Source organism: Anaerobacillus sp., assembly GCF_046314235.1.
Taxonomy (GTDB): Bacteria; Bacillota; Bacilli; order Bacillales; family Anaerobacillaceae; genus Anaerobacillus.
On the sequence record NZ_JBKBWN010000005.1, the window covers coordinates 91,269 to 104,129 of the forward strand.

Annotated in this window: 10 protein-coding genes; all 10 read right to left on the reverse strand. The window is 37.1% G+C overall.

Annotated elements, in window-relative coordinates; genetic code table 11:
* Window positions 1–36: 36 nt before the first annotated feature.
* Entirely contained in the window at window positions 37–954 is a 918-nt protein-coding gene (truB, locus tag ACK4M9_RS08400; protein ID WP_409849846.1) for a tRNA pseudouridine(55) synthase TruB, read from the reverse strand.
* 78 nt (window positions 955–1,032) lie between these two features.
* Window positions 1,033–1,386, reverse strand: a complete 354-nt coding sequence (gene rbfA / locus ACK4M9_RS08405; RefSeq protein WP_409849336.1) for a 30S ribosome-binding factor RbfA — start codon at window positions 1,384–1,386, stop codon at window positions 1,033–1,035.
* 162 nt (window positions 1,387–1,548) lie between these two features.
* Window positions 1,549–1,827: a DUF503 domain-containing protein gene (locus tag ACK4M9_RS08410; protein ID WP_409849338.1), complete on the reverse strand. Its 279-nt coding sequence runs from the start codon at window positions 1,825–1,827 to the stop codon at window positions 1,549–1,551.
* Entirely contained in the window at window positions 1,824–3,968 is a 2,145-nt protein-coding gene (infB, locus tag ACK4M9_RS08415) for a translation initiation factor IF-2 (RefSeq protein WP_409849340.1), read from the reverse strand. Before infB ends, ACK4M9_RS08410 begins: the two co-directional genes overlap by 4 nt.
* A gap of 52 nt (window positions 3,969–4,020) precedes the next feature.
* Window positions 4,021–4,320 carry a YlxQ family RNA-binding protein gene (locus ACK4M9_RS08420; RefSeq protein ID WP_409849342.1) on the reverse strand — a complete coding sequence of 100 codons (300 nt, stop codon included), beginning with the start codon at window positions 4,318–4,320 and terminating at the stop codon, window positions 4,021–4,023.
* A complete protein-coding gene (gene rnpM / locus ACK4M9_RS08425) occupies window positions 4,317–4,592 on the reverse strand; it encodes an RNase P modulator RnpM (RefSeq protein ID WP_409849848.1) in 276 nt (91 codons plus the stop codon). Before rnpM ends, ACK4M9_RS08420 begins: the two co-directional genes overlap by 4 nt.
* 19 nt (window positions 4,593–4,611) lie before the next feature.
* Complete coding sequence (nusA, locus tag ACK4M9_RS08430; protein ID WP_409849344.1) at window positions 4,612–5,742, reverse strand: transcription termination factor NusA; 1,131 nt, start codon at window positions 5,740–5,742, stop codon at window positions 4,612–4,614.
* Between the two features lie 133 nt (window positions 5,743–5,875).
* Window positions 5,876–6,346, reverse strand: a complete 471-nt coding sequence (gene rimP / locus ACK4M9_RS08435) for a ribosome maturation factor RimP (RefSeq protein ID WP_409849346.1) — start codon at window positions 6,344–6,346, stop codon at window positions 5,876–5,878.
* Window positions 6,347–6,656: 310 nt separating this feature from the next.
* On the reverse strand, window positions 6,657–10,961 hold the full coding sequence (locus ACK4M9_RS08440) for a PolC-type DNA polymerase III (protein ID WP_409849348.1): 4,305 nt from the start codon (window positions 10,959–10,961) through the stop codon (window positions 6,657–6,659).
* Window positions 10,962–11,099: 138 nt separating this feature from the next.
* Entirely contained in the window at window positions 11,100–12,809 is a 1,710-nt protein-coding gene (locus ACK4M9_RS08445) for a proline--tRNA ligase (protein ID WP_409849350.1), read from the reverse strand.
* Between the last annotated feature and the right edge of the window lie 52 nt (window positions 12,810–12,861).

The window sequence follows — 12,861 nt, forward strand, 5'->3', positions numbered from 1 at the left end:
TTTCCACCTCAATTTTATGTAATACCACTTCTTTGTCTAACCTAAAACATCATTTTTTAAAATTTTCTCAGGTTTCATTAAACCTACTTTTGTCGGGTGTTTTATGTAAATAGCGATACATTCACCATCCCCATTATATACGGTAAACTTATTTTCATCTATCCCCTTTGGTAGTGGTAATACCATGCCATTCATTACTTGAGTAGCTGTGATTTCATCTACAGTGATTTTCACAAAAAAAGATAAAGCCTCTTCAATTTTTAGCAATTTACCTTGTAGTTCCCCTAAAGATACTTTTTCTTCAATTTCCTCAAATGACAGGCAATCTTCTAGCTTAAACGGACCAGAAGCCGTCCGAACTAAAGCGGACATATGAGCAGGGTAACCTAATTTCTTTCCAATGTCCACAGCTAAAGTCCGGACATAGGTTCCCTTACTGCAATGAACGCGAAACGAGAATTTAAGTTTATCACCATCAACGATTACCGGATTAGTTAGAAGCGTCAAATCATGAATAAACACTTTACGCTCGGGTCTAGCTACTTCTACCCCTGCTCTAGCATATTCATATAATTTTTTACCATTAACCTTTACTGCTGAATACATCGGTGGGGTTTGGGTAATCTCCCCTGTAAAAGATTGTAGTACTTCTTCAATTTCTAATCTAGAAAATAAAGTCTCCACTTTCTTCTTTTCAAGTAACTCTCCAGTAAAGTCTTCAGTTGTCGTCGAGTAGCCAATTGTAACTTCCCCCTCGTATGTCTTTGCGTAATCAGACATATATTGAGCAACCTTTGTTGCTCTCCCAATACATATCGGCAAGACTCCCGTAACATCTGGGTCTAGTGTCCCGGTATGACCGATTTTTCTTGTTTTTAAAATGCGTCGTAACTTTGCAACGCAGTCATGTGATGTCATTGCTTTTGGTTTATGCAAAGGAAGAATGCCTTGAATTTCCATTAATTTTCACCACTTTTAATTTTTTTAGTTAATAGAGAAAAGGAGATAGCATAAACTATCCCCTTCATCTTGCTACTGCTGGTCTTGTTGCCTGTTAAGTTCTCCAAGAAGCGTCGCAATTTTATTTCCATACTCAGTTGATTCATCAAATTTAAAAATCAGCTCAGGTGTTTTTCTCAGTCGAATTCTTTTACCAATTTCTGAGCGGATAAACCCTGTTGCTTTTGAAAGACCTTGTAATGTAGATTCTTTTTGTTCTTCATTACCAAGCACTGTAATAAAGATCGTAGCTTGCTGAAGATCTCCAGTTACTTCAACTCCAGTAATAGTAACAAAACCAATTCTTGGATCTTTAAGTTCTCTTTGGAGAATATCCGTCATTTCTTTCTTTATTTGTTCACCAACACGATTTGCACGAACACTCATAATCTCACCTCGTTTGAAATGCCCAAGCGCCATATGTTGCCAAAGACCTATCCAAGTCCTGCGACATAGCGACTTCGTTTGCTTCTCGCAAATATCTTTCCCCTCGAGGGGAAAGACCTAAGAGCTAGACAGCTTCATTTTAAAAGTATTTCGTCTTAACGTTCAAAACCATTCAAAGTTTGTAATGGTTCGCTCAATTTCCGGAGTGGAATCAATCATTGCGAGAGCCTTATTTAATTCTTTTTCAGCGATTACTCGATCACTAGCCACGGTCACAATCGTTATTTCTGTCCGTTGCCAAAGATCTTGAAAGTCGGTTTCCGAAACTGATATATTTAGCCTTTGCTTTAAACGCGTTATTATACTCTTAAGGACAGCTCGCTTTCCTTTCAATGATTGAGCATCATAAATTAAACATTCACATGTTGCAACAGCAATCATGTACGTTTAATTTCTTCCATTACATAAGCTTCAATGACATCGCCTTCTTTAATATCATTGAACTTTTCTAGGGTTATTCCACACTCATAGTTAGTTGCCACTTCTTTTGCATCATCTTTGAAACGTTTAAGTGCGTCAATTTTCCCTTCGTAGATAACGACACCATCGCGAATTAAGCGAACTGTAGAATCTCGAGTGATTTTCCCTTCAGTAACGTAACATCCTGCAATTGTACCCACTTTAGAAACTTTGAAAGTAGTTCTAACTTCTACTTGACCGATGACCTTTTCTTCAAATTCAGGGTCAAGCATCCCTTTCATTGCTGCTTCAATTTCATCAATTGCATTGTAAATTACGCGGTGAAGACGAATATCTACTTTTTCACTATCGGCCGTACGTTTTGCATTGACATCTGGTCTTACATTGAAGCCAATTACGATCGCATTTGATGCACTAGCTAAAATAATATCAGACTCTGTAATCGCACCTACACCTGTATGAATAATGTTTACTTTAACACCTTCAACATCGATTTTTTCAAGTGAACCCCTCATCGCTTCAACAGAACCTTGGACGTCACCTTTAATAATGACGTTAATTTCTTTTATTTCACCTTGTTGAATTTTGTTAAATAAGTCTTCAAGACTTACTTTGCTACTTTCAGAGCGTTCCGCATCACGTTGCTTAGATGCACGAGCTTCTCCAACTGATCTTGCTGTTTTTTCATCTTTAAAAACTAAAAACTGATCGCCTGCTTGTGGAACATCACTTAGACCCGTAATTTCTACAGGCGCTGATGGACCGGCAATTTTAACACGACGGCCTAAGTCGTTAACCATCGCTCTAACACGACCGAAAGTATTACCTACTACGATTGGATCACCAACATGTAAAGTGCCAGATTGGACTAGTAGTGTTGCAACTGCACCTCGACCTTTATCAAGCTCTGCTTCAACCACTGTACCACGAGCATACGCTTTCGGATTAGCTTTATATTCTTCAACTTCAGATACTAGTAAAATCATTTCTAACAGATCATCGATTCCTTCGCCTTTTAATGCTGAGACATGAACGAAAATAGTATCCCCGCCCCAAGCTTCAGCAACTAAACCGTGTTCTGTAAGCTCTTGCATTACACGATCAGGATTAGCGCCTTCCTTATCCATTTTATTAACGGCAACGATAATTGGAACCTTAGCAGCTTTAGCATGATTAATTGCTTCAACAGTTTGCGGCATTACACCATCATCAGCAGCAACAACAAGAATTGTAATATCTGTTACTTGTGCTCCACGAGCTCTCATCGTTGTAAAAGCTGCGTGTCCTGGAGTATCTAGAAACGTAATTTTTTTACCATTAATATCTACTTGATAAGCACCAATATGTTGGGTAATTCCACCTGCTTCACCAGCGGTAACTTTTGTATGACGAATTGAATCTAAAAGGGTTGTTTTACCATGATCAACGTGACCCATGATCGTTACAACTGGCGGTCTTTCTTTTAAATCCTTTGGATCATCGTCTTCTTCATAGCGCTCGAAGTCGGTGGCTTCTAAAACAATCTCTTCCTCCACTTCAACACCAAAATCACTAGCAATTAATTCGATTGAATCTTTATCTAACTCTTGGTTAATCGTAGCCATTACACCTAAGAACAATAACTTTTTAATTAATTCTGATGGCTCTTTATAAAGCAATTTAGCTAGTTCTCCTACCGTTAGGGAACCTGAATAAGTAATCTTAGATGGTGTTTGCATAGGCTCTTTTTTTTCTTCTACTTGAGGCCTATTGTTATGACTTTTTTGGTTCTTTTTATTGTTACGATTTTTATCATTTTGCTTTACGTTGTTGTTCTTTGAGTTGTTCCCTTTGTTATTAGGCTTTTGCTCAAATTTACCTTTGTTGTTAACTGTTTTGGCCGCACTAGGATTTGATTGTTGCGGTTTTTTTGGTACTTCCTTCTTAGCTACTTCTGTTTTGGGAACCTCTTTTTTGGCACCCTCTAATTGTTTTATTGCATCTTCATTGATGACTGACATATGATTTGTTACCTCGATGTTTAGTGACTTTAATTTTTCAATGATTTCCTTACTAGATATGTTCTTTTCTTTTGCATATTCATATACTCGCATCTTCCTCATTTGCTTTCCTCCCTTTGAACATCAGTTTGTTCAACCAGCATTTTAGCTTTTATTAAAGAATTGAAAGGAGCTTTTGAGCAAATCCCTGATCAATTACACCAACAACCACTCTTTCATGTTTGCCAATAGCTGAGCCCAGTTGACCGCGGTCCGCAGCAAATTTCAATGTTACATTATAGAAATTGCATTTATCTTGTAGCTTTTTTGTTGTTGACTCAGAGGCATCATTCGCTACTATGACAAGATAGACTTCTTTTTTGCGGATACTTTTAATTACGAGCTCTTCCCCAGAAACGAGCTTTCTAGCTCTAGCAGCAAGACCTAAGAGCGAATACCATTGCGGTTGCTTCATGATAAGTCTCCTTTTGTTCGATCACTAATAAGTTGGTCATATATTTCTGAACTCACTTTAATATTTAAATGCCGTGAAAAAACATCTTTCTTTTTTGCTTCTTCAAAACATTCCTTACTATTACTAACGTAAGCACCTCTTCCAGATTTTTTACCAGTGAAGTCAATGACGACTTCTCCTTCAGGGGTTCGTACGATACGAATTAAATCTTTTTTTGGTTTCATTTCATTTGTTACAACACATTTGCGAAGTGGAACTTTACGGCTCTTCATCATGGCTCCAACTCCCTTATTACTCTAATTCTTCTAGACCTTCTTGATATTGAAGTTCATCAACTTGGTCTTCAGATTCTCTAGCAAAAGCTTCATTTGGATTATACAGACCTAAATTTTCTGCCTCTGATTGACTTTTTATGTCTATTTTCCACCCGGTTAACTTTGCTGCAAGACGGGCATTTTGACCCCTCTTCCCTATTGCCAACGATAACTGGTAATCAGGAACAATTACTTGAGTCATTTTTTCTGCTTCATTTACTTTTACTTGCACAACCTTTGCAGGACTTAATGCATTAGCAACATATTCTACAGGATCTTCTGACCAGCGAACGATATCAATTTTTTCACCTTTTAGTTCATTAACAATTGTTTGTACTCTTTGTCCTTTTGGCCCAACACATGAACCGATTGGATCAACTTCAGGATTTTCTGCATGAACAGCAATCTTTGAGCGGTCACCAGCTTCACGTGCGACGGATTTAAGTTCAACAGTTCCGTCAAATATTTCAGGGACTTCTAATTCAAACAAACGTTTTAGCAGACCAGGATGAGTTCTAGAGATTAAGATTTGCGGACCCTTTGTCGTCTTTTCTACTTTTGTTATGTAGGCTTTAATTCGATCGTTATGCTTATATGTCTCATTAGGCATTTGTTCGCTTAAAGGCAAAAGAGCTTCTACTTTCCCTAAGTCTACATAAATAAAACGACTATCTTGTCGTTGAACAATCCCCGTCATAATGTCTTCTTCACGGTCAATAAAGTCAGCGTAGATAATACCTCGTTCTGCTTCACGGACGCGCTGTGTAACAACCTGTTTGGCGGTTTGAGCGGCAATTCGACCAAAATCTTTAGGAGTGACTTCAATTTCAACTATGTCATCAGCTTCGTATTGTGGGTTAATTGCCTTTGCGGCATCTTCAGAAATTTCTAATCTAGAGTCAAAAACCTCTTCTACTACTTGTTTTCTTGCGAACACGCGAATACTACCACTGTCACGATTAATGTCGACACGTACATTTTGAGCTTGATTAAAATTACGTTTATAACCAGATATTAGCGCTGCCTCAATGGCCTCAATAATGATTTCTTTCCCTATCCCTTTTTCTTTTTCTAACGTAGTTAGTGCATCCATAAAATCAGTATTCATGGAACTTTTCTCCCCCTTTCAATTTAGAAGAGCATAAACAATTAAGGTAAGAGCAATTGTACCTTTCCTAACTGTAGCAATAATTTGCTTGCTCATTATTTCAATTCAATTTTCACTTGCTGTATAACTGGTACTAAAAAACTACAGCCAATCTAGCACTTGCAACTTTCTCGTAAGGAACGGTAACTTCGACTACCCTCGTTTTTTGTTTCGTACTCAACGTTAGTTCATTGCCGTCAAAAGACACTAATTTTCCTTCAAAGGCTTTCTCGCCTTGGATCGGCTCATATAATGTAATAAAGACATTTTTCCCTACAGCTTTTTCGACGTCAGCCGGTTTTTTTAGTGGCCTCTCGGCACCCGGTGATGAAACTTCTAAAAAATAGGCTTGCGGTATCGGATCTTTTTCATCTAATATTTCACTTAACCGTTCGCTAACAGTACCGCAATCTTCAATATCTACACCAGTTTCAGAGTCAATGTATACGCGTAGAAACCAGTTTTTACCTTCTTTCTTAAACTCAACATCAACAAGCTCAAGTTGCATTTCACTAACTATAGGTGTTACTAGTTGTTCTACTGTGGTGGTCACCTTATTACTCACTTTTTTATCCCTCCTTGATCAAACATAACTTGTACATGTAACATTCATAATCACATCTTTTAACACTAGTATGAAACGAGTTAATTACTTGTATGTAAGTTCTAGTAATTGCTAAATAGTCACTATTAGGTACTGTCCCTATATAAATTAGCAAACAAAATGCTGCGAAAAAAGTCTCGCTAGCCTTTTAGAGTAAAACGAAAGAGTGGGTTTCCCCACTCTTTTTGTGTCACCTATTCTAAGTATTACCTCAAAAATATAACATAATCCCAAATTTTATGCAAGTTGGGTAGTGTTACAAGCAATGACTCTAAAACAGTGATAACTGGTTAGAAGCTGGCAGTCCCTCAAGACAACCGTGATCATCTAAATTTTCTAAAACCGTTTTGGTAATTTTACTTCGCTGCTGTAAGTCTTCCTTCGATAAAAACTCACCTTGTTCCCTCGCTTTAACTAGGTTAAGCGCTGCATTTGTTCCAACACCTGTCATGGCGTTAAACGGTGGTAACAATGTGTTTCCTTCAACGATAAAATCAGTAGCACTCGATTGATATAAATCTACTTTCTTAAAAGAAAATCCTCGTTCACACATTTCTAACGCTAGTTCTAATACTGTTAGTAAGTTCTTTTCCTTCGGTGAAGCATCTAAACCTTTTACGGTTATTTCATCAATCTTCGCTCTGATCGATGCCGATCCTCTTATCATCGTATCTAAATCAAAATCATCTGCCCTTACTGTGAAGTAAGCTGCGTAAAATAAAATAGGGTGATGCACTTTAAAGTAGGCAATCCGAACAGCCATAAGAACATAAGCCGCGGCATGAGCTTTTGGGAACATGTATTTAATTTTTAAACATGAACCTATATACCAATCAGGAACATTGTTTTTCTTCATTTCATCGATCCAATCTTCCGGTAAACCTTTACCTTTACGAACGTTCTCCATAATTTTAAAAGCTAAAGATGGCTCTAGACCTTTATAGATTAAATACACCATAATGTCATCACGACAGCCAATTACCTCTTTAAGTACACACGTACCATTATAAATTAGTTCATTGGCATTATTAAGCCATACATCAGTTCCATGTGACAAACCAGAGATCTGCACTAACTCACTAAACGACGAAGGTTTTGTTTCTTCAAGCATTTGCCTTACAAATTTCGTTCCAAATTCAGGAATTCCATAGGTGCCAGTTTTACACATAATTTGTTCTTCTGTCACACCTAAAGCTTCTGTACCACTAAATAATTTAAATACTTCAGGGTCATCTGTTGGTATTGTTTTCGGATCAATTCCACTTAAGTCTTGAAGCATTCTAATTACTGTCGGGTCATCGTGTCCAAGTATATCTAGTTTTAGCATATTATCATGAATTGAATGGAAATCAAAATGGGTTGTTTTCCATTCTGCATTTTTATCATCGGCTGGATATTGGATTGGGCAAAAATCATAGATTTCCATGTAATCAGGAACAACAATAATCCCGCCAGGATGCTGACCAGTTGTTCTTTTAACTCCAGTACATCCAGAAACAAGGCGATCTATTTCTGCGCCTCGCATTTGCAGATTATAATCACTTTGATAGCCTTTTACATAACCGTAGGCTGTTTTTTCAGCAACTGTTCCAATGGTACCTGCCTTATAAACAAACTCTTCACCAAACAATTCCTTCGTGTAGTTATGAGCTTTTGGTTGATAATCCCCTGAAAAGTTAAGATCGATATCAGGTACTTTATCTCCTTTAAAGCCTAGAAACGTTTCAAACGGAATATCATGTCCATCTTTCACATATTTCGTTCCACATTCAGGACAATCTTTATCTGGCAAGTCAAAGCCAGACCCTACAGAACCATCAACAAAAAAGTGCGAATGATGACAATTGGGGCAAACATAATGTGGTGGTAACGGATTTACCTCGGTTATCTCTGTCATTGTCGCAACAAAAGACGAACCTACCGAGCCACGAGACCCTACCAGATAGCCATCATCTAACGATTTTTTCACTAGCTTATGAGAGATTAAATAAATTACGGCGAAACCGTGCCCAATGATACTTTTTAATTCTTTCTCTAGTCTTGCTTCTACAATTTCAGGTAAGTTTACACCATAGATACTTCTAGCTCGGTTATAGCTCATATTACGAATTTCTTCATCTGCACCTTCAATTTTCGGTGTATAAAGATCATCAGGTATAGGTTTAACGTCTTCGATTTCATCGGCGATTTTTTGTGTATTTGTAACCACTACTTCCTTTGCTCGCTCTTCACCTAAAAATTGAAAGCACTCTAACATATCATCTGTTGAACGAAAGTGAACTTCCGGTAACTTTTGTTTGTTTAACGGGTTTGCTCCGCCTTGACTGGCAATTAATATTTTACGGTAAATGGCATCATTTTTCGTTAAATAATGGACATTTCCAGTTGCGACAACCGGTTTGCCTAGTTTTTCACCAAGTGCAACGATCTTTTTAATAATATCTTTTAATGCCAATTCGTCACGGACAATTTCTCTTTCAATTAAATGTGCGTAATTAGACGGAGGTTGTACTTCAAGATAATCATAAAATTTTGCTACTTGCTCTACTTCATCACTAGATTTTTGCATCATTGCTTCAAAGACTTCACCTTTATCACAACCAGAACCAACAATAATTCCTTCTCGGTATTTTTCTAATAGTGATCTTGGAATTCTTGGTGTTCGAAAGAAAAACTCCAAGTGTGAAAGTGATACTAATTTATATAAGTTTTTTAATCCGACTTGAGTTTTAGCAAGTAAAATGCAATGCGATGGACGTAAGCGATGAAAATCACCTTTGCCCATATTGTCATTTAATTGATCATGATATTCAATTTCGCGCTCAAAACAATCTTTTAACAATTTCCAAGTTAAATACCCTGTCGCTTCAGCATCGTAGATTGCTCGGTGATGACTTACTAGCTCAATATCAAACTTTTTACAAAGGTTATTTAAGCGGTGATTTTTTAGCTCAGGGTATAAAAATCTTGCTAACTCTAACGTGTCAATTACTGGGTTTTGTGCATCAGAAAAGCCAATTTTACGAAAGCCTGCATTAATAAACCCCATATCAAAACTAGCATTATGGGCAACTAAGATATCATCGCCAATCCATGCTTTAAAGTCTGTTAGAACATCCGCTATTTCAGGAGCGTCAACAAGCATATCATCGGTTATGCCTGTTAAGTCGATGATCAAATTTGTAAGCTTTTCATGAGGGTTAGCAAACGATTCAAAACGATCAACAATTTCACCGTTCTTAATTTTAACAGCCGCTAACTCGATAATCGTATTGTAAACAGCAGACAAACCTGTAGTCTCGACGTCAAAAACGATATATGTTTCATCACTTAGTTTACGATGTTGAGTATTATAAGCAATGGGAACACCATCATCAACTAAATTTGCTTCAAGACCATACAGTATTTTTATCCCATGCTTTTTTCCAGCACCATAAGCTTCAGGAAAAGACTGAACAACGCCATGATCTGTAATCGCTATCGCTTTATGACCCCACTTACTCGCTTGTTCAATAATCTTGCTACAAGGCGTAATCGCATCCATTTGACTCATTGGGGTATGAAGATGTAATTCAACACGTTTTTCATTTTCTGGTGCTAAATCTTGTTTTTCGATCGGCTTAACTTCATTAATGTCTTTGGCCATCATGACTAAATCGCGCACAAATGTATCAAATTGAACGCCACCTCTTACTTTTACCCACATACCCTTCTTAATTGCATGGAGCAGAGGCACATCTTCTTTATCATTAGAAAAAATCTTAATTAAAAGAGAATCTGTATAATCTGTAATTTTAAACGTTAATAATGTTCGACCACTTCTTAACTCACGCGTCTCAGCATCAAACACATAACCTTGAATCGCAATTTTTCTCTCTTCGTCTTGAATAGAACTAATTGGTACAATATCATCTTTTATTTGATAGCCAATTGTTAGTGACCCACTAGCCTCGGCAATTTTATCGGCTCTGCTTTCAATTTTTTGTTTTTCAATCATAGCTGCTACCATTTTCGAATGATCTTCTTGTTCTTTTTGTTTTACGAATTGTTGAAACTCTTGCTTTGATTCTTTGACCATTGGTTCCACTTGATAGTTTGGAAAACCCAGGTTTAAAAATGCCTCTTTTAATGGGTCTTTAAGTTTTCTACTAAGTGCAGTAGCTTCTGTCTCATTTCTTACGGCTATTAAGAGCTTTTGACCTTGAAGAGTTGGAGTTTGCCCTTTTAAATAATGCAAAATCGAAGGTGAAAACCCTTCTAAGTTTTCAATTATAAACGACCAATAGTCAGCAATCATAGTTTCATCGATAGTCGCTTGAGAATAACGAAGTGTAAACTTGACTAAAGCAATATGACCAAAAGCTTGTCCTAAACGCTCATGGAAAAGCTGAAAGATTTGAAATGGCAATGGGTTTTCTAATTGAAAATCAAACTGCCATTTTTTTTCATTTTTATAGATTGTTAGTTTATGGATAAGTCCATTCTTAAAAAACTGTTCCGAAAGGTCAGTTGGGAATAAGATTTGTTGGAGTAGTAGTTGAAACCGTTCTTCACGTATCTGCTTTTCTTCACTCATATAATCCTCCCCTTTACTTTGTTTTATTCTATTTGAGTAATTAAAATGAGATGCTTATGACATTATAACAAAATTGCGCTTTTTTTGTTTGGAGAAATAAAGGAAAAGGTACCTCAAAAGGCAAGGTACCATTGTGAATTAATTTAAGTTTGCTAGTAAATCAGCGATTGTTGAAATTAATTGATCTTGCTGAACTTCTATCAGTTCACCTGTTTTACGAATTTTCACTTCTACAATTCCTTCAATTGCTTTTTTACCTACAGTAATTCTTATTGGTAAGCCAATAAGATCTGCATCAGTAAATTTAACACCTGGTCTTTCTGCACGATCATCAAAAAGAACATCATAGCCAGCTCTCATAAGTAATTTATATAAATCTTCCGAAAGTCCTTTTTGTTCGCTATCCTTCATGTTAACAGCAATCAGGTGAAGATCAAACGGTGCAACTGCTTTTGGCCAAACAATTCCTCTTTCATCGTGATGTTGCTCAATCACTGCTGCTACTGTTCTAGTGACACCAATTCCATAACAACCCATGATCATTGGTTGTGTTTTTCCATTTTCGTCCAGGAATAAAGCTCCCATTGCTTCACTATATCTTGTTCCTAATTTAAAAACATGACCTACTTCAATTCCCTCTGCAAAACGAATCGTACCTTGTCCATCTGGTGATAAATCACCTTCTTTAATAAAACGAAGATCGATATAAGCTTTAACAGAGAAATCTCGATCAGGATTTACATTTTTAAGATGCATATCTTTTTCATTAGCGCCACAAACACCATTTACAATTGTTTCAACGGCAAAATCGGCTATGACTTCAACATTGGTAGATACTTCAATTGGGCCAATAAACCCTGGCTCACAGTTCATAAATTGTAAGGTTTGTTCTTGTGATGCTAATTCAACTACTTTAGCCTCATAAAAGTGCTTAATTTTCACGTCATTCACGTCGTGATCACCACGAACTAGCGCTAAAACCGGCTTTTCATCCACCATAAACAGAACTGCTTTAATTAGCCTTTCTTTACTAATCGCTAATGAAGTTTCAAGCTCTTCAATCGTTTTTAGATTTGGTGTAGCAAATTTCTCGATTTCAAACATTGGATCATTACTTTTTTCATAGTTAGCTATAACAGGCGCAATTTCAATATTTGCCGCATAGTTACTAACATCTGAATAAGCAATTGTATCTTCACCAACGCTAGATAGCACCATGAATTCATGTGTATCTTTCCCACCCATAGCGCCCGAATCCGCTACAACAGCACGGAAATCTAGTCCACAACGTGTAAATACGTTTGTATATGCATCGTACATTTTATCATAGCTAATATCTAATCCCTCTTGGTTTGTGTCGAAAGAATAAGCATCTTTCATAATGAATTCACGTGATCTAAGGACACCAAAACGCGGACGTCGTTCATCTCTAAACTTCGTTTGGATTTGATATAACGTCATTGGTAGTTTTTTATAAGATTTCACATCATCTCTTACCAAAGTAGTAATTACTTCTTCATGGGTTGGACCTAAGGCAAATTCACGATTATGTCGATCAAAGAACCGCATTAATTCTGGTCCGTATGCTTCCCAGCGCCCACTTTCTTGCCAGAGCTCAGCAGGCTGAATAGCTGGCATTAGAACCTCTTGAGCACCAGCCATGTCCATTTCTGATCTGACAATATTTTCAACCTTCTTTAAGGCGCGTAACCCTAGTGGCAAAAAAGAATATACTCCAGATGCCGTTTGTCTAATTAGTCCGGCACGGAGCATTAATTGATGACTTGTTACTTCTGCATCAGAAGGAATATCACGAAGCGTTGGACTTAAATAATGATTTTGACGCATTTCTTAACACCTCTATTATTTTTCTATTGAATGTATGACGACTAAACCAGTC

Excerpts from the sequence above, each read along its gene's own strand:
- ACK4M9_RS08420 (WP_409849342.1), bottom strand. The coding sequence starts at position 4,320 with ATGAAGCAACCGCAATGGTATTCGCTCTTAGGTCTTGCTGCTAGAGCT.
- nusA (WP_409849344.1), bottom strand. The coding sequence starts at position 5,742 with ATGAATACTGATTTTATGGATGCACTAACTACGTTAGAAAAAGAAAAA.
- ACK4M9_RS08440 (WP_409849348.1), bottom strand. The coding sequence starts at position 10,961 with ATGAGTGAAGAAAAGCAGATACGTGAAGAACGGTTTCAACTACTACTC.
- infB (WP_409849340.1), bottom strand. The coding sequence starts at position 3,968 with ATGAGGAAGATGCGAGTATATGAATATGCAAAAGAAAAGAACATATCT.
- ACK4M9_RS08410 (WP_409849338.1), bottom strand. The coding sequence starts at position 1,827 with ATGATTGCTGTTGCAACATGTGAATGTTTAATTTATGATGCTCAATCA.
- rnpM (WP_409849848.1), bottom strand. The coding sequence starts at position 4,592 with ATGAAGAGCCGTAAAGTTCCACTTCGCAAATGTGTTGTAACAAATGAA.
- ACK4M9_RS08445 (WP_409849350.1), bottom strand. The coding sequence starts at position 12,809 with ATGCGTCAAAATCATTATTTAAGTCCAACGCTTCGTGATATTCCTTCT.
- rbfA (WP_409849336.1), bottom strand. The coding sequence starts at position 1,386 with ATGAGTGTTCGTGCAAATCGTGTTGGTGAACAAATAAAGAAAGAAATG.